Source organism: Bartonella sp. HY328, assembly GCF_025449335.1.
Classification (GTDB): domain Bacteria; phylum Pseudomonadota; class Alphaproteobacteria; order Rhizobiales; family Rhizobiaceae; genus HY038.
Genome location: NZ_CP104883.1, coordinates 872,230 through 893,508 on the forward strand (window position 1 = coordinate 872,230; position 21,279 = coordinate 893,508).

21 protein-coding genes are annotated in these 21,279 nt (G+C 42.5%); 9 read left to right on the top strand and 12 right to left on the bottom strand.

From position 1 onward, the window contains the following. Positions 1-300: 300 nt before the first annotated feature. Positions 301-1,833: a helicase HerA domain-containing protein gene (locus N5852_RS03600; protein ID WP_262099059.1), complete on the bottom strand. Its 1,533-nt coding sequence runs from the start codon at positions 1,831-1,833 to the stop codon at positions 301-303. 326 nt (positions 1,834-2,159) lie between these two features. Between N5852_RS03600 and N5852_RS03605 the strand changes: the two genes are divergently transcribed. The 5 genes from N5852_RS03605 (at position 2,160) to lldD (ending at position 7,422) form a co-directional block, all read left to right on the top strand. Next, the gene (locus N5852_RS03605) at positions 2,160-2,771 is read left to right on the top strand and encodes a 50S ribosomal protein L25/general stress protein Ctc (RefSeq protein ID WP_182418824.1); all 612 of its coding nucleotides are present in this window, start codon (positions 2,160-2,162) and stop codon (positions 2,769-2,771) included. Positions 2,772-2,936: 165 nt separating this feature from the next. Beyond that, positions 2,937-3,674 carry an aminoacyl-tRNA hydrolase gene (gene pth, locus N5852_RS03610; RefSeq protein WP_262099060.1) on the top strand — a complete coding sequence of 246 codons (738 nt, stop codon included), beginning with the start codon at positions 2,937-2,939 and terminating at the stop codon, positions 3,672-3,674. 167 nt (positions 3,675-3,841) lie between these two features. Beyond that, complete coding sequence (gene lldP / locus N5852_RS03615; protein ID WP_262099061.1) at positions 3,842-5,488, top strand: L-lactate permease; 1,647 nt, start codon at positions 3,842-3,844, stop codon at positions 5,486-5,488. After that, positions 5,485-6,273, top strand: a complete 789-nt coding sequence (locus N5852_RS03620) for an FCD domain-containing protein (protein WP_262099062.1) — start codon at positions 5,485-5,487, stop codon at positions 6,271-6,273. Before lldP ends, N5852_RS03620 begins: the two co-directional genes overlap by 4 nt. Before the next feature lie 9 nt (positions 6,274-6,282). Then, the gene (gene lldD, locus N5852_RS03625) at positions 6,283-7,422 is read left to right on the top strand and encodes an FMN-dependent L-lactate dehydrogenase LldD (RefSeq protein ID WP_262099063.1); all 1,140 of its coding nucleotides are present in this window, start codon (positions 6,283-6,285) and stop codon (positions 7,420-7,422) included. Positions 7,423-7,674: 252 nt separating this feature from the next. Here lldD and N5852_RS03630 read toward each other — a convergent pair whose 3' ends face one another. After that, on the bottom strand, positions 7,675-8,433 hold the full coding sequence (locus tag N5852_RS03630) for an SURF1 family protein (RefSeq protein WP_262099064.1): 759 nt from the start codon (positions 8,431-8,433) through the stop codon (positions 7,675-7,677). A 217-nt stretch (positions 8,434-8,650) separates the two neighbouring features. On the opposite strand from N5852_RS03630, the gene rpmB reads away from it, so the two are divergent. The 3 genes from rpmB to cysQ all read left to right on the top strand — a co-directional run bounded on the left by rpmB (position 8,651) and on the right by cysQ (position 10,584). Continuing rightward, positions 8,651-8,944 (top strand): 50S ribosomal protein L28, encoded by a 294-nt coding sequence (gene rpmB / locus N5852_RS03635; protein WP_182418611.1) that lies wholly within the window; start codon positions 8,651-8,653, stop codon positions 8,942-8,944. A gap of 77 nt (positions 8,945-9,021) precedes the next feature. Next, complete coding sequence (locus tag N5852_RS03640) at positions 9,022-9,657, top strand: VUT family protein (RefSeq protein WP_262099065.1); 636 nt, start codon at positions 9,022-9,024, stop codon at positions 9,655-9,657. A gap of 93 nt (positions 9,658-9,750) precedes the next feature. Further along, complete coding sequence (cysQ, locus tag N5852_RS03645) at positions 9,751-10,584, top strand: 3'(2'),5'-bisphosphate nucleotidase CysQ (protein WP_262099066.1); 834 nt, start codon at positions 9,751-9,753, stop codon at positions 10,582-10,584. On the opposite strand, the gene N5852_RS03650 is transcribed toward cysQ, so the two are convergent. Continuing rightward, positions 10,581-11,465, bottom strand: coding sequence for a methyltransferase domain-containing protein (locus N5852_RS03650; RefSeq protein ID WP_262099067.1), 885 nt, complete (start codon positions 11,463-11,465; stop codon positions 10,581-10,583). The two genes, cysQ and N5852_RS03650, sit on opposite strands and share 4 nt — an antisense overlap. Before the next feature lie 148 nt (positions 11,466-11,613). Between N5852_RS03650 and N5852_RS03655 the strand changes: the two genes are divergently transcribed. Continuing rightward, positions 11,614-12,381 (top strand): ComF family protein, encoded by a 768-nt coding sequence (locus tag N5852_RS03655; RefSeq protein ID WP_262099068.1) that lies wholly within the window; start codon positions 11,614-11,616, stop codon positions 12,379-12,381. On the opposite strand, the gene N5852_RS03660 is transcribed toward N5852_RS03655, so the two are convergent. The 9 genes from N5852_RS03660 to N5852_RS03700 form a co-directional block, all read right to left on the bottom strand. After that, on the bottom strand, positions 12,378-12,746 hold the full coding sequence (locus N5852_RS03660) for a YraN family protein (protein WP_262099069.1): 369 nt from the start codon (positions 12,744-12,746) through the stop codon (positions 12,378-12,380). The two genes, N5852_RS03655 and N5852_RS03660, sit on opposite strands and share 4 nt — an antisense overlap. Continuing rightward, positions 12,736-13,641 carry a 16S rRNA (cytidine(1402)-2'-O)-methyltransferase gene (rsmI, locus tag N5852_RS03665; RefSeq protein ID WP_262099070.1) on the bottom strand — a complete coding sequence of 302 codons (906 nt, stop codon included), beginning with the start codon at positions 13,639-13,641 and terminating at the stop codon, positions 12,736-12,738. The genes N5852_RS03660 and rsmI overlap by 11 nt, the downstream gene beginning before the upstream one ends. A 183-nt stretch (positions 13,642-13,824) precedes the next feature. Next, positions 13,825-15,030: a pyridoxal phosphate-dependent aminotransferase gene (locus N5852_RS03670; RefSeq protein WP_262099071.1), complete on the bottom strand. Its 1,206-nt coding sequence runs from the start codon at positions 15,028-15,030 to the stop codon at positions 13,825-13,827. Between the two features lie 287 nt (positions 15,031-15,317). Next, complete coding sequence (locus N5852_RS03675) at positions 15,318-16,436, bottom strand: vWA domain-containing protein (protein ID WP_262099072.1); 1,119 nt, start codon at positions 16,434-16,436, stop codon at positions 15,318-15,320. A 184-nt stretch (positions 16,437-16,620) separates the two neighbouring features. After that, a complete protein-coding gene (locus N5852_RS03680) occupies positions 16,621-17,058 on the bottom strand; it encodes a pseudoazurin (RefSeq protein ID WP_262099073.1) in 438 nt (145 codons plus the stop codon). Then, positions 17,059-17,880: an ABC transporter ATP-binding protein gene (locus N5852_RS03685; RefSeq protein ID WP_262099677.1), complete on the bottom strand. Its 822-nt coding sequence runs from the start codon at positions 17,878-17,880 to the stop codon at positions 17,059-17,061. Beyond that, the gene (locus N5852_RS03690) at positions 17,880-18,902 is read right to left on the bottom strand and encodes a FecCD family ABC transporter permease (protein ID WP_262099074.1); all 1,023 of its coding nucleotides are present in this window, start codon (positions 18,900-18,902) and stop codon (positions 17,880-17,882) included. The genes N5852_RS03685 and N5852_RS03690 overlap by 1 nt, the downstream gene beginning before the upstream one ends. A 121-nt stretch (positions 18,903-19,023) precedes the next feature. After that, positions 19,024-20,061 (bottom strand): ABC transporter substrate-binding protein, encoded by a 1,038-nt coding sequence (locus N5852_RS03695; RefSeq protein ID WP_262099075.1) that lies wholly within the window; start codon positions 20,059-20,061, stop codon positions 19,024-19,026. A gap of 138 nt (positions 20,062-20,199) precedes the next feature. Next, complete coding sequence (locus N5852_RS03700; RefSeq protein WP_262099076.1) at positions 20,200-21,255, bottom strand: ABC transporter substrate-binding protein; 1,056 nt, start codon at positions 21,253-21,255, stop codon at positions 20,200-20,202. Positions 21,256-21,279 lie beyond the last annotated feature (24 nt).

Consider the following 21,279-nt stretch of genomic DNA (forward strand, 5'->3'; position numbering starts at 1 on the left):
CTTAAATGCTTCAAATTTTGACAAGGTTAGATCGTTAACGGGAAAGGCTTTTGGCTTCCTGTTGCTAAATTCTTCGGGGTTGTTTGGTTAATTGTTTAAGCTGCCTTTTAGTAAAGGTTGGCTTTTTTGCCATTTGTCAGCGTTCTTGCAATCATAACGGCTTAGCCGGCAAAAGGTTCCCAAAAAAGTTTACAAAAAGTAAATAATTTAAAAAAAAATGCAGAACTAAAAAATATTTATATAAATCAATTAGATGTAGTAATAACTAGTGAATTTTTATTGCGCACTAGTTATTAATATTTATTCAGCGGCAGTTGGTTGGCCAGAAGTCACATCATCAGGTTGCTCTGGATCACCTGCGGCAGTTTCCAAGCCAAGATCAGGAAAAACAACAATGCGCTTGCCAGAAAAATCAGTGCGTACGACAACAAGACCGCGCTCTTCAAAATAGGTAAGCAAACGGCGGGCGCGAGAATGGGAATATGTACCATAAATACGAGCGAGGGTTGCGTCCCCCGGGCAGGGGGCGCCCGTCACAGCGGCTTGCGCTACGGTTAAAAACACACCTTGTACATCATCGGTCAAGGTTTTGGATAATTCAAGCGCCTGTTGCCAGCCTTCACCTGATGCGGTCTCATCATCAATACTGGCTTGCGCAACCGCTAATTTGCGACGAAACTGTGCAAGATCAAGCGGCTCCCCCGGTACACGGTGGATGCGGCAGCGGACAAGAAAATCTTGATAAAGTACTGCAACAGAGCGGTAGGCTGCATCAGGATCGTTAACAATCTCACGCATGACACTTTCGAACTGTGCTTCTTTTTCTGCCTTACCAATTTCTGGAAAGAGAGGGGCTTCATCCTCTGGCTCTTCTTGGCGCATCCGTACAACTTCTTCTAATATTTCAGAAGTTGGCTTTGGAGGTGGTACTGGCGCAGGCCGGCGCGGCGCTATGCGAATTTCACTTGGCAAAGGTGTAAAGATTAATTCCTGCGCATCAATTGGTGCATCAGGTAGTGGCATTAATTTAGGGCTGGATGAACGAGCAGAGGTTTCCACATCTCCAATTTTAATTGGAAATGGCCGGCGCGATAAAGCAGGCCCAAGGGCAATAAAGTGCCCGCGTTCAAGATCACGGAACATCTCGGCTTGTCGGCGTTCCATGCCAAGAAGATCGGCAGCGCGTGCCATATCAATATCAAGAAAGGTACGCCCCATCAAAAAGTTGGAGGCTTCCGCCGCAACATTTTTTGCAAGTTTTGCAAGGCGCTGCGTTGCAATAACGCCAGCAAGGCCACGTTTACGGCCGCGACACATTAAATTGGTCATTGCGCCAAGTGAAATTTTACGGGCTTCATCTGACACTTCACCGCCGGCGGCAGGGGCAAAAAGCTGTGCTTCATCCACCACCACTAACATCGGGTACCAATGATCGCGTTCGGCATCAAAAAGACCGCCCAAAAAAGCAGCGGCAGCGCGCATTTGTTGCTCGGCATCTAATCCTTCAAGGTTTAATACCACCGATACACGGTGTTGACGAATACGGCCAGCGATACGGGTCAATTCATTTTCAGTGCGCGTGGCCTCAACCACCACGTGGCCGAATCGATCGGCAAGAGTTACAAAATCGCCTTCAGGATCAATAATACATTGTTGTACCCAATCAGCGCTTTGCTCAAGAAGACGGCGTAAAAGATGTGACTTACCAGAGCCAGAGTTACCCTGCACCAAAAGGCGGGTTGCCAATAGCTCTTCAAGGTCAAGCGTCGCTGGAGCTGCTTTACCCAAAGCAGCATCCTTGGTCGCCACACCCATATTGATATCAACTTTCATTAAAACTCCAGACCACGGGTCTATTAACGGCAATCTAAGGGCAATCATAATGCGGCCGCAAGATCAATAAGCCGTAGTGGTAAATGATTCTGTCAGACATTTAGCATTTTTTTGGCACAAATTGTGAATTTTTCAATAAAAAACCCACAACTCTTGCAAGTGAGGCAAGTTTGCTTTATAGCAAGCCATCCGCGTAGACACCCTTGGAGGCAACGCGGAATGCAGGCATTTCCCGTTTTCGTTGAAAAATTACTCAAACAGGCATGATTTGCTGCATATTTTCAACTTAAGTTGAAAATCTCCATAACACTTGAAAGGATACAGCCATGAGTAAGGGCTATACACTCAAGGCCGAGAAGCGCGATCGGGTTGGTAAGGGGTCCTCCCGCGAACTTCGCCGCAACGGTCTTATTCCTGCAGTCATCTATGGTGACAAGCAAGAACCTATTGCAATTTCCGTTCCCTATAAGGAAGTTTTCTACAAGATTCATGGCGGCGGTTTCCGTACAACTGTTGCAACTATTGATCTTGATGGTAAAAAAATTCAGGTATTGCCTAAGGATTATCAACTTAATCCAGTAAGCGATGCTCCTCTTCATGTTGATTTCTTGCGCGTTTCCGCAAAGTCAGTTGTTGAAGTGAACGTTCCTGTGCATTTCATCAATGAAGAAGCTGCCCCTGGTATCAAGCGCGGCGGCGTTCTCAATGTTGTTCGTCACGATGTTGAACTTTTGGCTCCTGCAAATGCAATTCCAGAAGCAATCACTGTTGACCTTACCGGTTATGAAATTGGTGATTCTATCCATATTTCTGCAGTTAAATTGCCTGCAAAAGTTGAAACCGTTATCCAAGATCGCGATTTCACCATTGCAACAATCGTAGCTCCTGCTGCTCTTACATCTGAAGAAGCTGCTGAAGAAGCTGCTGCAAGCGAATAATATTTAAAGGGGAGTTCACTCCCCTTTTTCTCTATGTGAGACAATTTAAAGCATTTTAGGCTTAAACATTTTGTTTATGCGTAAAATGCTTTATGTTTTTTATGGTAATTGTTACCCAATTCTTTAAATCAATATTCAAATATTTGTATTATACTGCGAGGCATCATGCTGCTTATTGCTGGTTTAGGTAATCCTGGCGCACAATATGCGCATAACCGTCATAATATCGGCTTTATGGCGGTGGATGACATTCAACAGCGCCACAATTTTTCCCCTTGGAGTAAAAAATTCCATGCCCTTATTAGTGAGGGAAAAATAAATGATCGCAAAATCCTGTTGATTAAGCCTCAAACCTATATGAACCTATCGGGCCAATCAATTGGTGAAGCCATGCGCTTTTATAAAGTGCCGCTTGAAAATCTCATTGTAATTCATGATGAATTAGATTTACCCGCAGGCAAAGTACGGATTAAAACAGGTGGTGGCTCTGGTGGTCACAACGGCATAAAATCAATTGATGCTCATTGTGGCGCAAATTATCGCCGCTTACGCTTAGGGATCGGCCATCCGGGGCAAAAAGAACTCGTCCATAATCATGTTCTTGGTGATTTTGCCAAAGTGGATAATGATTGGCTTGAAGAGTTATTAAAAAAAATTGCTGATAATATTGGCGACATTGCTGACAATAAAGATAGCCAGTTTATGAATAAAATATCTGGACAGCAAGATAACAACCCTAAAGCAAAAAAGCCCAAAGTTGATAAAGCTAAAACCGATGAAGGTGCAACAGAAAAGCCCAAACAGCAAAGCAATGTAAGGGAAGCGCGCAGCGATAATCATCAACTCAAAGCAGCGGGCCCAATGGCAGACATGCTTAAAAAACTTTTTGGTAAAAAAGATTAACTAGCCTTTATTAATATTGCTGGTGTTTGCACAATACTACCAAGCGCGATATTTGGTCTGACCAATATGACTTTATGGCTTATTTTTTGTCGTTGACTTAAATAATTATCCATGTTTTAAAGTATATATATTTATATTGGTCTGACCAACCTTGGAGGAGGATGCAGATGGAGTGGGTACAAAATTATATACCCGTTGGTAACATATGGGTTTCCAGTATTATCGCGGTTATTCCTATTTTATTCTTTTTTATTGCTTTAACAGTATTGCGGATGAAAGGTTATCTTGCCGGTACAATTACCGTTTTGCTAACTTTTCTTATTGCAATTCTCGTTTATAAAATGCCGATAAATGCCGCACTGGCTTCTGGCATTCAGGGTTTCTTTTATGGCTTATGGCCTATTGCTTGGATTATTATTGGTGCGGTCTTTTTATATAAGATCTCGGTTGCTACAGGGCAATTTGATATTATCCGTAATTCGATTTTAGGCATTACGCCGGATCAACGTATCCAATTATTGCTGGTAGGTTTTGCCTTTGGTGCATTTTTGGAAGGTGCTGCTGGTTTTGGCGCTCCTGTTGCAATTACCGCAGCTTTGCTTGTTGGCCTTGGCTTCCGTCCGCTCTATGCAGCAGGGCTTTGTCTTATCGCCAATACGGCGCCGGTTGCTTTTGGTGCCATGGGTATTCCGATTATCGTTGCTGGACAAGTTTCTAGTATTGATCCATTTTTAATTGGTCAAATGGCTGGCCGTCAATTGCCGCTTTTGTCCATTTTGGTACCATTTTGGCTCATTTTAATTATGGATGGTTGGCGCGGTGTGCGTGAAACATGGCCAGCTATTTTAGTTGCTGGTGGTTCTTTTGCCCTTGTTCAATATCTCACTGCCAATTTTATTGGGCCAGAATTACCCGATATTACAGCAGCTATTGCCACGCTGATTATCTTGCCAGTATTTTTACGTTTTTGGCAGCCCAAACGCATTTTCCGCTTCGATGATACAGTTGCAGAAAATGAAACTTCGTCCACTCAATATAGTGTTGGGCAGGTTGTAAAAGCTTGGTCACCTTTTGTTATTTTGACTATTTTTGTGAGTATTTGGAGTATCGCACCATTTAAAAATCTATTTAAAAAGGACGGTATTTTTGAAAGTTGGGTTTCGGTTTTTGATGTGCCCTATTTACACAATTTGGTGTTAAAAACCCAACCTATTGTTGAGGTCAATGAAGCTTTACCAGCTCAATATAAATTCGATTGGTTGTCGGCTACAGGTACATCGATATTATTAGCTGCAATTGTAACAATAATCATCTTACGCATGAAGCCAGCTAAGGCATTGGCGACATTTGGCAAAACATTAAAAGATCTGTTAATTCCTATCTATTCTATCGGTATGGTGTTGGCTTTTGCTTATGTTGCTAATTCTTCAGGGCTTTCAACAACGCTGGCACTTGCTTTGTCGCATACTGGATCAGCATTTACGTTTTTCTCGCCATTTCTTGGTTGGTTAGGGGTGTTTGTCACTGGTTCGGATACCTCATCAAATGCTTTATTTGCCGCGCTGCAAGCGACAACGGCTCACCAAATTGGCGTTTCGGATGTTTTATTGGTTGCAGTTAATACAACTGGTGGCGTAACCGGTAAAATGATTTCACCGCAATCAATTGCGATTGCCTGTGCGGCGGTTGGACTTGTTGGTAAGGAGTCAGATCTTTTCCGCTTCACGGTGAAACACTCGCTCGCATTATGTGCTATTGTCGGTATTATTACAACCATTCAGGCCTATGTCTTGCCATGGATGATCCCTGCATGACATCTTTAGAGTCAATAGAGCCTCATAGTGTTTCTTTACGCATTGAAAATGAGATTGAGGCTTTTATTAAAAAGCAAGGTTTGAAAGCAGGCGATCGTTTGCCTTCAGAACGCGCTTTGGTTGGCTTACTCAATGCTTCGCGGGCAACAATCCGCGAAGCTGTTAGCAAGCTTTCCGTGCGCGGCGTTATTGAGGTGCGAAAATCTGGCATGGTGGTTGGTGAACCGATGGCAGAGGTTTGGGCGGATAAAACTATTATTACCCCGCTTACGCCGCTTCTGATTGAGAAAAATGGCTATTATCATGATGTCATGGAAACCAGAGAAGCGCTAGAAGGTGCAACCTGCTATTATGCGGCGATGCGCGCCGATAGGCTGGCAAAAAGCCGTATATTGCAATGCCTTAACGCTATACAAAATGGCCATGGGCAAGTAGATGCCAATGAGGAGGCGCGGCTTGATGCGGCTTTTCATATGGCTATTGCCGAGGCTTCCGATAATATTATTTTGCAGCAAGTTATGTCTAGTTTATTTGGTCTCTTGCAACTTAATATTTCGCAAAGTCATAAAAAGCTTTATAATGTGCCACGTAATTTTGATATGATTTTTGAACAGCATCAGGCTATCTATAAAGCAATCGAGCGTAATGATTGTGAAGGCGCGCGTAACGCCTCCAATACTCATCTTGATTTCGTTGTAACAACAATTAAGCAAATAGACGATGATACGGCACGCAAATTGCGCGCGCAAAGCGCCAAGCAAAGCCGCACCGCTAAAAATATGTGAGTAAATATTATGATTATATCTTCTATTTCGGATTATCGCGAAGCCGCAAGGCGTAAATTACCACCTTTTCTTTATCATTATATTGATGGCGGTGCTTATGCTGAGCATACGTTAAAAAGAAATGTTTCTGATTTATCCGATATTGCGCTGCGTCAACGTATATTAAAAGATGTTGCCGAGTTAAGTTTGGAAACAGAAATATTTGGTGAAAAATTTGCCATGCCTGTCGGTTTGTCACCAGTTGGTTTGACTGGCATGTATGCACGGCGCGGAGAAGTACAGGCGGCAAAGGCTGCAGCTTCTCGCAATGTGCCTTTTACCTTATCAACCGTTTCAGTTTGCCCTATTGCTGAAGTGCAAAGCCAATCGCCAAAGCCAATTTGGTTTCAACTTTATGTGCTTAAAGATCGCGGCTTTATGCGTGATGTTTTGGAGCGTGCGCAAGCAGCTGGTATCACCACCTTGGTTTTCACCGTAGATATGCCTGTGCCAGGTGCGCGTTATCGCGATAGACATTCGGGCATGTCAGGCCCTTATGCCAAATTTAAGCAAGTTTTCCAAGGTGCAACCCACCCTGCTTGGGCTTGGGATGTTGGCATTAAAGGTAAGCCACATGATCTTGGCAATATTTCTACCTATCGTGGCCAACCAACTAATTTGGAAGACTATATCGGCTGGCTTGGTGCGAATTTTGATCCATCGATCAGTTGGAAAGATCTTGAGTGGATTCGCGAATTTTGGAAAGGTCCAATGCTTATCAAGGGCATATTGGACGTTGATGATGCGCGTGATGCTGTGCGCTTTGGTGCCGATGGTGTTATTGTTTCAAACCATGGTGGTCGGCAACTTGATGGTGTTTTATCGTCTTGCCGTGCTTTGCCAGATATTGCAAATGCCGTTAAGGGTGATTTGAAAGTAGTGGCAGATAGCGGTATTCGCTCTGGGCTTGATGTTGTGCGTATGTTGGCACTCGGCGCAGATTTTACCATGGTGGGGCGTGCCTTTGCCTATGCCTTAGCTGCAGAGGGTGAAGCCGGGGTTGCCAATATGCTAGATATCCTTGCCAAGGAAATGCGCGTTGCTATGGCCTTAACAGGAGCGAAAAGCATATCGGAAATTGATTCCCGCTCGCTTGTGCAAGAAAAATAAACTTTAAATGTAAAATAAGTTTAACAGCAAAATAGCTTTTAATCTGTTTAGAGCGTTTTCAAAAAAATGTGAAGCGGTTTTTGGATAAAACGCGGTGTAAACAATGGATTAGAGCGCCGATCTGATATAAACAGATCGAAATGCGCTCTAATAAAAATCCCCATATTGATTAACCTCAATATGGGGATTTTTTAATTTTTATCTAGCCAATAAACCAATGGTGTAAAGCTTAAAAGCTTTTGGCTGATAACATTATGCTTTGCGCCTATTGGTGTAAATAATATAGCCAGCCGCAACAACCATGCCAGCTGCTAAGGTAAACCAAGTTAAAAAATAGCCTAAATGGTTGTTTCTAAATTCCACAACGGTAAGGCCGCCAATTGGCATTTTGCCAATATTGGGCGTTTTATCAGCATCAATAAAATAGGGGGCAATATTGTCGCCATTAAGTCCTAATTTTTGTGCCATGGCAGGAATATTACGGGTGAACCAGCGATTCTCTTGCGGATTATTCTTGCGCATGAGATAACCTTCACCTTCACCCATGCGAAGCAGGCCCTGAATTGTGGTTTCACCATCAATTTCGCCACCCTTGCGTGAGCCGCGATCCAAATGATCCATTGGTACAAAACCGCGATTGATAAAGACAATGGTGCCGTCATCTTTTTCAAAAGGTACGACTAACCAATAACCTGCGCCTGCATCGGCAACGGCGGTAATGAGAATCTCTTTGTCATTTAAAAAATGGCCATGAACTTTAACAGGTAGATATTCGTCATTATCTTTTGTTACGTCTGGCCATTTGTCTTTGTTGGGCGCATCAACCGCGGGTTGGTGGATACGCTGTTCTACCTTGGCAATAAGATCAAGTTTCCACGCACGGCGTTCCACTTGCCAAACTCCAAGCGCCATAAATAAGCAAAAAAGGACGGTACATAGACCAAGAAACATAATGGTCCAAAAGCCAAAGCCTTTTCGTTTTGAGGTCGAATTATTTGTTTTTGTCATCATAGTTTCTCTTTTACCATGCAAATTTAATAATAAAAGTGTCAATATTGGCGCAGTTTAGTTGTATAGATCGAAAAAGACTTGACCTTTTGCCCATCTACCCCTATAGAAACCCAACTTTTGAAAAATTCCTGATGGCAATTGTGCGATTATGATTTAACTTTTAGATCTATTCAATACAGTTTTTTATCAGATTACAAACCATTTAGAAGGTGATATCATGTCCCGCGCTTGTGAATTGACCGGTAAGTCAGTACAGTACGGCAATAATGTGAGCCACGCCAATAACAGGACGCGTCGCCGCTTTTTGCCTAATCTTTGCAATGTAACTCTTATTTCCGATACTCTCGGTCAGAGCTACCGTTTACGTGTATCTGCCCATGCATTGCGCTCGGTAGAACATCGCGGTGGTCTTGATGCTTTCCTTGTAAAGGCTGCTGATGTTGAATTGTCTCAACGTGCACGTCTTTTGAAGCGTCAAATCGTTAAAAAGCAAGCTGAACAAGCTGCTTAAGTCGCTATCCAGCGAAAAGAATCATCGGGCTGGCTTTTGCCAGCCTTTTTTCTGGTTCCATTACCCAGGTTAAAAAAATGAAACAGACCGAATCTATTATTCTTGCCATTTTTGCCATGTGTGTGGCGGTTACTGCCTCCAATATTTTGGTGCAATACCCCTTTTCTTGGTTCGGGCTTGAGCATGTGCTCACCTTTGGCGCTTTTATCTATCCTTTTGCTTTTCTTATCAATGATTTGACCAATCGGCGTTTTGGGCCCCAAATTGCTCGCTATGTTGTTTATGCTGGCTTTATTGCTGGGCTTGGCGTGTCATGGATATTAGCAACACCGCGCCTTGCCATTGCATCAGGTTCTGCTTTCCTTTTTGCTCAATTATTAGATATCGCTGTTTTTGGTCCATTGCGCCAACGTACATGGTGGCAGGCACCGCTTGCGGCAGCGCTTGCCGGCTCTGTGCTTGATACGTTAATTTTCTTTGGGCTTGCCTTTGCACCAATATTTGGGTTTATTGATACTGCAACGGGTTTGCCAGATCAGTCAATTGCTGGTACCACCGCATTTTGGGGTGGAAATATTGCCATCTGGTTGTCGCTTGCAATTGGTGATTTTTGGGTGAAGGTGGCAATGGCAATATTTATGCTGCTGCCCTATGGTACATTTCTCGCACTGTTTTCCCCTGCGACTTACAACAAAAGCAAAGTAAGTAAATAATCAATTTTTAAAAAGCTCTGATAAATTCAGAGTTTTTTGTTTTATTAAAGTTTATATTAGACAGTTGATCCATGCCAATGCAGTTTGGGTAAAATGCCTCACTCATCTATAAGTTACGATGCAATTTTGGAAATTATGTGTACAGCCAGTATCAAGGCTGGCAACTATATTATGGCGCATTATCAACAACCGATATTGATTGAAGAAAAAAGCGATCATTCTCCAGTGACGATCGCTGACCAAGGTGCTGAAGCGATTATCTTAGCCACTTTACGCAACGCTTTTGCTGATATTCCAATTATCGCCGAGGAAGAGGTGGCAAGCGGCGTTAAAACAAACTTGGCATCACGGTTTTTCCTCGTTGATCCATTAGATGGTACGCGTGAATTTATCGCTCAAAATGGTGAATTTACCGTCAATATTGCCCTTATTGACAATTATTGTCCTTTATTAGGGGTGATCTTTATACCAGCTCAAAATAAGCTTTATGTCGGTAGTCCCAATGGGGCATTTTTATATCATGTTACCCATGGAAAAAAAGGTGATGCGGTAAGGCTAAGATCACGGCAAATGCCAAGCAATCCAATTGCAGTGATGAGTCGCTCACACCGCTGCGCGATAACCGATGATTGGCTCGATAATCATCATATTGAGCATCGTTTGCCGGTTGGATCATCGTTAAAGTTTTGCCTTGTTGCCGAAGGTAAAGCCGATATTTATCCGCGCTTTGAACCATGTATGACATGGGATGTTGCGGCGGGTGACGCCATTTTAAGAGCTGCTGGCGGCGCAATGGTGGATGAAGCAGGAAATCCTATTCGCTATGGCGCATGCGATGTAAGTGCTGATCCTTGCCATAAACAAGGTATATTTTTTGCTGTTGGTGATGAAGCGGGTTTTAAAAAATTAGGTGTATCTCACAATTAGTTTGATTTTGGTGGCATTAGGACATCTGCCAGCGAAACTTTGGCAGAGCCACGTTTTGATGGTTTTTGCTGATCTGGGTGAGGGGCCCAACCGGAAAGCCAAACAAAATTAAAGGTTGCGCGAATACGCCCATCACTATCGGCAAAACGTGAAGCATAGATTTCTGCTACTCGCATAAAGAAACGTTTTGAAACAGGGCGGCGCGAGCGGTCAAATAACGCATTTTGCATACCCATTTGCCGTAAATCGCGCATCAGATCAAAAGCATTGTCATAGCGCACGGTGACACTTTCAATATCACTCACCGGCATGGCAAAGCCTGCCCTTTGCAGTAAAGCACCGGCATCACGCACATCAATAAATGGGTAAATACGAGGACTTACGCCGCCATAAATTTCGTTTTCTGCTTGCAAAAGACTTTCGCGCAATTCACCCAAAGTGCCAGCCCCTGCAAGGCAGGCTAAAAACAATCCATCAGGACGCAGTGCTTGGCGAATTTGAATAAAGACGCCTGGCGTGTCATTGGTAAGGTGAAGCGAAAGCAGGGAAACGATAAGATCAGCTGATTCTTCTGGTAAATCCAAAAACTCGCGGCTGCGTATTAAGGCGTCATAAGTGTCATCAACAAAGTGCTTATTTGTTTCAATGCGGGTAATGTTTTTTACTTTTTGGCTCCGCCCCATGCTATCGGCCACAACACCGTTAAAGCCATGTAGGTCTAACGCATTTTCAAATATACGCTCAACAGGTTGCAGTCTTTCTTCCAAATCCACAGCCATGCGTTTTAATAAAAAATCAACGCCGCTATCCTTATGTTTTAAGGCGCGCTGACGATAGGTTTCAATTAAATCAAGGTCGAAAATTTGTGGGTTTTGGCTCAAAATAATCTCATTGCAAAAGAGGGGCATTTATCAAGATGCTTAAAGCATTTTTTGCGGAAAATTTAAAGCAGTTTGATTTGGTTTATAAATATCGGTTTTGTTTTTTGAAAGATTGTTTTACACTCTGTAAAGAAGCGGGGGCTTTATCATGCAAGAACTATCTTGGCGGCAAAATATTTTGCGCTTGTTCAAAGAAATTGGTATTTTTTCAGGAAATGTGCTTTTTCCAGCCTGTTGTGTCGGTTGCGGCGTTTTGGTTGCGCAAACCGGTACTATTTGTCCGCAATGTTGGGCAAAATTGCAATTTATAACGCCGCCCTTTTGCCCTGTCATGGGGACACCACATAAATTTAGTTTGGAAGGTGAGCTATTATCAGCGCAAGCATTAAATGACCCGCCAGCCTTTGATCGCGCGCGTGCGGTGCTTGTCCATGATGGTCTAGCGCGAACATTGGTAAGCCGTTTAAAATTTGGTGATCGTACAGAACTTGCGCCATGGATGGCAAAATGGATGGTGGTAGCGGGGCGAGAACTGTTAATAGATAAAGATTTTATAATACCTGTACCGCTGCATCATTTCCGTTTTTTTAAGCGTGGTTATAATCAAGCAGCAGAGCTTGGGCGCAATATTGCCCAGCAAAAAAATATTGTATTTTACCCACAAGCTTTACTGCGGCATAAAAATACACCGCCGCAAGTTGGTTTAACTAAAATAGAGCGGCAAAAAAACGTCGCCGATGCCTTTGAGGTGCCAGATAAATATCGTGATAAGCTTAAAAATAAACGCATTTTGCTGGTGGATGATGTGTTAACCACTGGTTCAACCTTGCGCGCAGCAGCTAAAGCCTTGAAAAAAAGCGGCGTGGCAAAGGTGGATGTTTTAACTTTTTCTCATCGCCTTGATTTCTTGCTTTAATTAAAAGAAGCAAAATTTTTAATGTGAGTGGGAAGCCGCCAAGGCCGCATAATGATAACATCAAACCGCAGCGATAAAGATGCGGCGTCTTTTTGTTGGGCAAGCCAAATATCTGCTGCCGCCATAATGCGCCTTTGGCTGGTAAAATCGACTGCATCATGACCAGAAAGAAGATCTTTTCGTGCTTTTACTTCAATGATTAATATGGTTTTACCGTGCCTTGCAATTAAATCAATTTCGCCGCTTTTGGTTTTAAAACGGCGCGCAACAATCCAATAACCTTTTAACAATAAATAAAGGGCGGCAATATTTTCAGCGCGCAAGCCCTTTTTATAAGTTGTTTTCTTTGGCTGTTTACGTGTCATTGCTTCGTAAAGCCATTAGGCGCAAATAAAGCTCTTGGCGTTTTTGCCCGGTAATTGATGCAGCTTCTTGGGCAGCTTTTGGGGCTGGCATAGATTTTGCTAAATCAAGTAGCAAGGCGTCAATATCATTGGCATCAAAAGATTTTTCCTTGGCAAGGGGCCTACCAACCACCAAAACAATCTCGCCGCGAATGCGATCAACTTCGGCATATTTTCGAGCTAAATTGCCTAAATTATCGCAGTCAAAAGTCTCAAAGGTTTTAGTAAGTTCACGGGTTAAAGCTGCAGGGCGCTCAAGCCCAAATACTTCCGCCATATCGGCAAGTGTTTCAGCCGCACGGTGGGGCGATTCATAAAAGATTAATGTTGTATCCATACCGCTCAAATCTTGCAATTGCTTGATACGCGCCCCCTTTTTGGTTGGCAAAAAACCATTGAAGAAAAAACTATCGGTAGGTAAGCCAGTGGCAACAAGCGCGGTTAACAGCGCTGATGCACCGGGAATGGGGACAACTTTAATTCCGGCTTCACGCGCTTGCGTAACAAGACGAAAACCAGGATCTGAGATCAAAGGCGTGCCGGCATCAGAAACAAGCGCTACCGATTTACCTGAAAGCAAGGTTTCAATCAGCATTGGACCACTTGTTTGCGCGTTATGCTCATGATAGCTAACGGCTTTTTTGTGAATGGCATAACGGTCAAGTAAAACCCGTGTTGTGCGCGTATCTTCACAAGCTAAGACATCACAAGCCGACAAAACTTCAAGCGCGCGAATGGTGATATCGCCAAGATTACCAATCGGCGTTGAAACAAGATAAAGCGCGTTTTCAATCACTGGAGCTTGATAATTATGAGCACCGATAATGTAGCGCTTACTATCTTCATTCTGGGACATGTTTTTCTCTTAACTTATCGGCTTTGCTGCGTGTTTGCCAATGTGTTGCCAGCGCCATTGCTGGTGCCATTGCCAACGCTAATGATTATGTGTTGACTACGTATTTTATAAAATTTGTGCCACGTTCTTGATGTCAAGAAGCATGGCACAAACACAATAGAGTATAAGTTCAACTCGCGATTTTTACGAGCGAAGGCTTGCGCAGAAACGTTGGATCCGCTTGCCAGCTTCTTCCAGCATTTCTTCCGATGCTGCATAGGAAATGCGGAAATTTGGCCCAAGACCAAAGGCTGAGCCATGAACAACCGCAACACCTTCAGCTTCTAGCAATGCTGTTACGAAATCCTCATCGGTTGCGATTACCTTACCATCTTCGGTTTTTTTACCAATGAGAGCAGCGCAAGATGGATAGACATAAAATGCACCTTCAGGAACTGGGCATTCAATGCCCGTTGCTTGATTAAGCATCGACACAATAAGATCGCGGCGAGCCTGAAAAATTGCTTTGTTCTTCTGGATGAAATCTTGCGGGCCATTTAGCGCTTCTACTGACGCCCATTGCGCAATAGAACAAGCACCCGATGTTTGTTGGCCTTGCACCATATCCATCGCTTTAATCAAGGCTAAAGGACCAGCTGCATAACCAATACGCCAGCCAGTCATTGCATAGGCTTTCGACACACCATTCATTGTTAAGGTGCGGTCATAAAGACCAGGTTCAACCTGCGCTGGGGTAGTGTAAACAAAATCACCATAGGTTAAATGCTCATACATGTCATCGGTTAGCACATAGACATGAGGATGGCGCATAAGCACATCAGTCAAAGCCTTTAATTCATCATGAGTGTAAGCTGCACCTGATGGATTAGATGGCGAATTGAAAACAAACCATTTTGTCTTTGGCGTAATTGCAGCTTCTAAAGCTTCTGGGCGTAATTTAAAATTGTCTTCATGGCGTGTGTTAACAAAAACGGGTGTGCCACCGGTGAGCAGCACCATTTCAGGGTAGCTTACCCAATAAGGCGCAGCAATAACAACTTCATCACCAGGGTTTAGAGTTGCCATAAAAGCATTAAAAAGTATTTGCTTACCGCCGGTGCCAACAATTGTTTGCTCTGGCTTATAGTCTAAGCCGTTTTCGCGTTTAAACTTGGCAGCAATAGCCTGTCTTAGTTCAGGAATACCGGAGACAGGCGTATATTTGGTTTCGCCGCGCCGAATCGCTTCAATAGCGGCATTCTTTACATTGTCTGGAGTGTCAAAGTCTGGCTCGCCAGCGCTAAGCGAAATAACATCTTTACCTTGGGCTTTGAGTTCACGGGCCTTTTGGGCAACAGCAATAGTCGCAGATGGCTTAACACGAGAAAGAGCGTCAGCAAGGAATGCCATAATAGTATCTCCTGAAAATTGATATGGCGAAACAAAGAGAAATATCTCTGGTAAATGGCGTTAAAGAAACGCAAGTTTCATTCTATGCGCTGATATGAAAAAAAGTGCAATGATCGCACAGCAATTTTACCAAAAAAAATGGCATTTAAAGGTTTTATTCAATTTATTATTAACGCAACAATAAAGATATTAAGAACAGTTTTAATTTATCATTATATGAAAAAATGTGCTTTATAAATAGCAATTTCTACCCGATTACACGGGTAGAAAAATATCTTAAAATTTTGTTATTTTAATTGATCGTGTAAAGTTTCTTTTACAACGCTATCAAACGAATTATTGTCTTTATCGGGATTTAATTTTTGCTCGGTAATATAGGCATCGCGCTTTTCAATGAGGGCAGACATTTCCGCTTCTAATTTGCTGCGCTCTTGCGATGTTTTTTCAACAATTGCATTTTTTTCTTCGCTAGATTTGCCGCGCAGCTCATCGGGTAGCGATGTTTCTTGCACCTCCTCAATTTTTTGCGTGCCATTTTTTACATCGGTAATTAAATCATTACCACCGGTTACAACCTCTTTGCTACCGCTTTTCTTAGAATAAAAACGTGAATTATCGATTTGAACTGGTGCTGGCGCTTCTGCCTTCTCTTCCATTTTATTCGTGAGTGCTTCACGTTCGTCATGATTGCCATAAGGCAAAACAGTTTTATCAATTTTTCGTTGGATAACAATGATTTGGTCATCATAAGGTGTGTTAATCACAGTAATTCTGCCACCATCTTGCGGTATTGGCATATAACGACCATGGCCAAGTTGAGCTATTTCGCGCCAAATCTTTTTGGTTTCCCTGTCATCTCCCGCTTGTATAGTATTTACAATGATACCATCAGCAACAGCGCCTTTTAACACGTTGGGGTAAAGCGGTGCATTGGGGTAGTCCATATGGGGCGGCGCATCACCAACAAGGAAAATAATGCGTTTTGTATCATCGCCTTTGGTCCATTCAAGCTTGCGTACAGCTTCATCAAGGGCTTCATTTACCGATTCTGGAGTATCACCGCCACCGTCAGCTTCAAGCTTGGTTAATTTACCATATAAGCCTTGTACATCGCTGCTCATATCATAGGTTTTAATGATATATTCATCACCCCGATCGCGGTAAGCAATAAGTGCCATACGAATTTCAGCATCGGGATTAACATCAATAATGGTATTGGCGATTGACCAGATTTTTTGTTTTGCACCATCAATCAAACCAGCCATAGAGCCAGTGGTATCAAGCACAAATGCAACTTCAACCTTTTGTTTATTATTGCTTGGTGCAGCACTTGCGTGAAAAGCAAAGGTTGATGTTATAGCAGTTATAAAAATAGTTTTGACAAATAAATTAATAGGTTTCAGCATATCTATTTCCACTTTATTATTGATGATTTAATAATGTAAAATAAATACGGCTTAATATTGTTTGAATTTCGAATAAATGATGTATTGTTATAATTTGTGAGTTAGTATTTGTTTGAAAAAATATATTTATAATATTTGTAAAAAAGGGCATTTTACCAATTGTGCAAAATGCCCTAAATAAAACTTATTCGCCAGCGTCAATACGCTCAAATATTTCATCAAAACGCTTGCGTGCAACGCCTGGTTGTTTCACATCGCGGTAAGCATCTGGCATCGTCGCCTCGCCAACCTTAATCATCATGATCATGCCCATGGCATAATGCGGTGTACATTTAATGCCGTAAAAACCAGGTACGTCAAAAGTAATTTCGCGTTCTTCATCAATTTTGCCCATAAAAGGTGTTGCACCCTCTGGCATCATTTCTTTGATTGAGGCTGCATTGTGCGAGCGGTGGGTTGCCTTGAAAATCACCTTGTCACCAGGCTTAATTTTAAGATAATCGGGTTCAAAAACCATAGGGCCCTTATCGCCACGATTAAGCATTTTTACCTCAAAAGTTTCAGCCATAACTGGAGCTGAAAGGAACATAAGGCCGATAATGGCCAATAAAACACGTAACATTTAAGCACAATTCCTTATTGTTTGTGATGCGCCTGTTTCTAAAGGCATTTTCTTGATTTTCTGTGGTGCAATATAGCTAATGTTCAAATTGCCGCATTTGCGCGTCATGATTTCAACTTCAACCTTAAAAATTTGACGAATAGTTTCCTCTGTCATTACTTCTTTTGGGCTGCCTTGTGCAAATATTTTTCCTTGATCAAGCACAGCAATTTCGTCACAAAACATCGCAGCATGATTGAGGTCATGAAGGGCGGCAATGATTGTTAAACCTTGATTGCGGACGAGGCTTAAAAGTGCCAGTTGGTGATGAATGTCAAGATGGTTAGTTGGCTCATCAAGAAGCAATATTTCAGGCTGTTGAGCAAGTGCGCGTGAAAAATGCACGCGTTGCTTTTCTCCCCCCGATAGGGTTTGCCAAATACGATCTGCCATTTTGAGCATATCGGTTTTGGTAAGGGCTTCATTAACAATGTCATGATCTTTTTGAGAAAAAGGCGATAATACTGATAGATAGGGTGTGCGACCAAGCTCGGCAGCTTGGCGTACACTGATACGCTCGCCTGTATCGGCATGTTGTTCGATAAAAGCAAGGCTTTGGGCAATTTCGATTCGTTTTAAAGAATTTAATGGCTTATTTCTGAGAAAAACGCTGCCTTGAGAAGGTTTTCTAATTCCGGTAAGCAGCGACATGAGCGAACTTTTACCCGAACCATTGGGGCCAATAATCCCTAAAAAATGGCCAGGTTTTGCCTGTAGCGAAACGTTGTTGATGATTGTTTTGTCACCAACACTCCAAAAAAGATTTTCAGCTCTTAACATGATTACATCTCTTTCTTGGTGACAAGAATAAAGGCAAAAATTGGCGCACCGACCAATGCAGTTATAACGCCGATTGGTAAAACTTGTCCCGGCACAATTATACGTGAAACAACGTCAGCGGCAATTAAAAATATTGCGCCTATAACTGCTGATACAGGAATAAGCGTTTGGTGGCGTGTACCAACAAGCGCACGTGCTGCATGGGGTATAACAAGGCCAACAAAGCCGATAGCACCAACAAGGCTTACCATGACTGCGGTCATTAAAGCGCAGCAAGTGATTAAAATGCCGCATACCCAGCGCACTGGGATACCAAGCGAAGCGGCGGAATCGGTGCCAAAGGCAAAGGCATCAAGCGCGCGTGCAAAAAATAGGCAGATAACAAAACCGATAATCGTTACTGGAAAGGCGATTGCAACATCTACCCAACGTACAGTGGATAGATTACCCATTAACCAGAACATAATGCCGCGTGCTTGCTCCGCATCGGCGCCGCGTGTAACAATAAAAGCAGTGAGAGCGTTAAAAAATTGGGCACCGGCAATACCGGCAAGAATAACAGCTGCTGCACTGCGGCCAATGCGAAAGGCAAGAAGGGCAACACAGACAAAAGCAACCAAAGCACCAATAAAGGCGCCGCCTGACATGGAAATTACCCCTAAGCCTGTTCCTATAATCATAACGCAAACAGCACCAGTTGAGGCGCCTGCAGAAATACCCAACAAATAAGGATCAGCAAGTGGATTTCTTAATATAGATTGTAACACCACGCCACATAGTGCAAGACTTGCACCACAACAGGCGCCAACCACCGCGCGGCTCAAACGATAATGCCAGACAATTCCTGCATCAATAGCACTTATATCCACTTTTGCATTAAATAGTTTTAAAGCAATAGTCTCATAAACCGTTTGAAAGGGAATGGTCGTTTCGCCGATTGCTGCCCCCATCATAAGAGCCAAGCTAATGAGTATAATGGCAATAAAAGTAAAAATAAGCGGTTTCAATCGGAAAGTATATGACATTATTTCGACCAGCCCATTAATATATCCTCCGCAATTGCTTTAATTATGCAGTGCGGAGTATATAAGATATTATATTTGTTAAATTATTTCATTTGCTTTTAAGGCAAATGCGCTTGTTTTATTATTTATCGAGTTTGAATTTTTCCAAAGCGTCAGCAATGATTTCAATGCCTTCAATTGTATGGATTGAACCATTCATCGCTTGCACATCAAGTTCAATGATATGTTTGTTTTTAGCAGCATCCATCAAGCTTGCAACAGGATCTTTTTGAAGAAACTCTTCCTTGACCTTGATATCATCGGCAGGAAAACGGCGGCGTTCCATGGTTGCAGCAACGATAATTGTTGGGTTAGATTTAACGATTGTTTCCCAACCAACCATTGGCCATTCATGTTCTGAAGCAATAATGTTTTTGATGCCAAAAACTTCAAACATATAGTTTGGTGCGCCCTTTGTACCTGCAACATAAGGATCCATTTCGAGTTCCATGCTTGAATACCACATAAAACCAGAAATTTTATCTTTTGGTAGGCCTTTTACTTTTTCAATTGCTGCTTTTTCGCGAGCTTTTAAGCTATTGATTACTTCTTGTCCGCGATCTTGTACGTCGAAAATTTTTGATAATTCGTCAATTTCTTTATAGATCAACGCCATTTCAAACGGTGTGCTACGAAGACCATCACTACCGGCTGAGTTATCCTTGCCATCGCAATCAGCAGGTGAATTATAAACAGGAATCTTCACCTCGTTAAATTGCTCATAAGTGCCAATGGTACCAACAGGGCCAACAAGCCACTCATATTGACTAGCAACAAGATCAGGCTTTTTATTAACAACTGATTCAAAGCTTGGAACATTGTCAGCAAGACGCTCAATCTTGCTGTTTACTTCGGTAAATTCAGGCAAAACTGGGTTAAACCAAAGTGCGGTTGCCTTCACCTTATCAGAAAGACCAAGAAGATACAAAATTTCGGTGCTGTTTTGACCTGCAGAAACAACAGTTTGCGGTGCTTTATCAAAGGTAAGAACCCGTCCGCAATTGTTAATTGTTAACGGGTATTGGGTTTTTTCAGCTTGTGCAAAAGAAATTGTTGCAAAAAGGCAGGCAGCAATTGCAGTGCTTGCCTTAACCAAATTTCCGAACTTTAAATTGAACATGACATAATCCTGAATGGGTTTTCACAATAATGTGAACTTATTACTCACGTTTCAAATTGGCTGTCAATGAAGAATATCTAGCTTATAATTCTTCTAATTTTCTTGTGACAATGTTACGGGATACATAATTAAGCAATATTACTCTTTTAAATTGCTTGCAGTTATATTCATTTTACTAATGGCATCAGCTAAAGCTTCAATGCCTTTAATTGTATGAATAGTACCATTCATCGCTTGCACATCAAGTTCGATGATATGATGTTGCTTTGCTGCAGACATGAGGCTTGCGACTGGATCATTTTGTAAAAATTCTTCCTTGACCTTGATATCATCGGCAGGAAAGCGGCGGCGCTGCATTTTGGCAATGACGATAATTGATGGGTCGGCTTTTACAATGGTTTCCCAACCAACATTTGGCCAGTCAAAATCGGACTTGATGATATTATCAATACCAAGGGTTTTAAACATATAACCAGGTGCCCCCAATTGTCCTGCAACATAGGGTTCCATTTCCATTGCCGGACTTGAATACCACATAAAACCAGATAATTTTTGCGGTGGTAAAGCCTTTATGCGGCTAATTGCCGCTTGTTCACGATCCTTTAATTCAGCAATCAGTTTTTGGCCGCGTGGTTCAACATTAAAAATACGTGCTAAATTATCAATTTCTTGATAGATCATCGTCATATTAAAGGGCTTACTGCGCAAACCATCGCTACCGGCTAAATTATCCTTGCTTTCACAATCCGCAGGTGAGGTGTAAACTGGAATGTTTATTTCTTCAAATTGGTCGTAACCTGCCGCTGCGCCAACCGGCCCAATCACCCACTCAAATTGGTTGGCAATAAGGTCGGGCTTTTTACTGATGATCGCTTCATAGCTTGGCACATCATTTGCAAGGCGCTCAACTATATCATTTTGCTCCTTAAATTCTGTCATGACTGGTTGAAACCAAAGAGCTGTGCCTTTTATCTTGTCACCAAGACCTAAGAGATAAAGTATTTCTGTGCTATTTTGACCAACCGAAACAACACTTTCTGGTGCTTTTTGAAATTCCAAGACGCGGCCGCAATTATTAATTTTTAATGGATAAGCGCTTTGTTCAGCACTTTGCGCTGATGTAAGGCTTAGGCCTAATAGTGAGATGGCGGCAAAAGTAGCTTTGGGTAAATAGTTTTTTAAAGTTGCTAACATAGGATATTTTCCTTGTCGAGAAAG

Excerpts from the sequence above, each read along its gene's own strand:
- N5852_RS03600 (WP_262099059.1), bottom strand. The coding sequence starts at position 1,833 with ATGAAAGTTGATATCAATATGGGTGTGGCGACCAAGGATGCTGCTTTG.
- N5852_RS03605 (WP_182418824.1), top strand. The coding sequence starts at position 2,160 with ATGAGTAAGGGCTATACACTCAAGGCCGAGAAGCGCGATCGGGTTGGT.
- pth (WP_262099060.1), top strand. The coding sequence starts at position 2,937 with ATGCTGCTTATTGCTGGTTTAGGTAATCCTGGCGCACAATATGCGCAT.
- lldP (WP_262099061.1), top strand. The coding sequence starts at position 3,842 with ATGGAGTGGGTACAAAATTATATACCCGTTGGTAACATATGGGTTTCC.
- N5852_RS03620 (WP_262099062.1), top strand. The coding sequence starts at position 5,485 with ATGACATCTTTAGAGTCAATAGAGCCTCATAGTGTTTCTTTACGCATT.
- lldD (WP_262099063.1), top strand. The coding sequence starts at position 6,283 with ATGATTATATCTTCTATTTCGGATTATCGCGAAGCCGCAAGGCGTAAA.
- N5852_RS03630 (WP_262099064.1), bottom strand. The coding sequence starts at position 8,433 with ATGATGACAAAAACAAATAATTCGACCTCAAAACGAAAAGGCTTTGGC.
- rpmB (WP_182418611.1), top strand. The coding sequence starts at position 8,651 with ATGTCCCGCGCTTGTGAATTGACCGGTAAGTCAGTACAGTACGGCAAT.
- N5852_RS03640 (WP_262099065.1), top strand. The coding sequence starts at position 9,022 with ATGAAACAGACCGAATCTATTATTCTTGCCATTTTTGCCATGTGTGTG.
- cysQ (WP_262099066.1), top strand. The coding sequence starts at position 9,751 with ATGCCTCACTCATCTATAAGTTACGATGCAATTTTGGAAATTATGTGT.
- N5852_RS03655 (WP_262099068.1), top strand. The coding sequence starts at position 11,614 with ATGCAAGAACTATCTTGGCGGCAAAATATTTTGCGCTTGTTCAAAGAA.
- N5852_RS03660 (WP_262099069.1), bottom strand. The coding sequence starts at position 12,746 with ATGACACGTAAACAGCCAAAGAAAACAACTTATAAAAAGGGCTTGCGC.
- rsmI (WP_262099070.1), bottom strand. The coding sequence starts at position 13,641 with ATGTCCCAGAATGAAGATAGTAAGCGCTACATTATCGGTGCTCATAAT.
- N5852_RS03670 (WP_262099071.1), bottom strand. The coding sequence starts at position 15,030 with ATGGCATTCCTTGCTGACGCTCTTTCTCGTGTTAAGCCATCTGCGACT.
- N5852_RS03675 (WP_262099072.1), bottom strand. The coding sequence starts at position 16,436 with ATGCTGAAACCTATTAATTTATTTGTCAAAACTATTTTTATAACTGCT.
- N5852_RS03680 (WP_262099073.1), bottom strand. The coding sequence starts at position 17,058 with ATGTTACGTGTTTTATTGGCCATTATCGGCCTTATGTTCCTTTCAGCT.
- N5852_RS03690 (WP_262099074.1), bottom strand. The coding sequence starts at position 18,902 with ATGTCATATACTTTCCGATTGAAACCGCTTATTTTTACTTTTATTGCC.
- N5852_RS03695 (WP_262099075.1), bottom strand. The coding sequence starts at position 20,061 with ATGTTCAATTTAAAGTTCGGAAATTTGGTTAAGGCAAGCACTGCAATT.
- N5852_RS03700 (WP_262099076.1), bottom strand. The coding sequence starts at position 21,255 with ATGTTAGCAACTTTAAAAAACTATTTACCCAAAGCTACTTTTGCCGCC.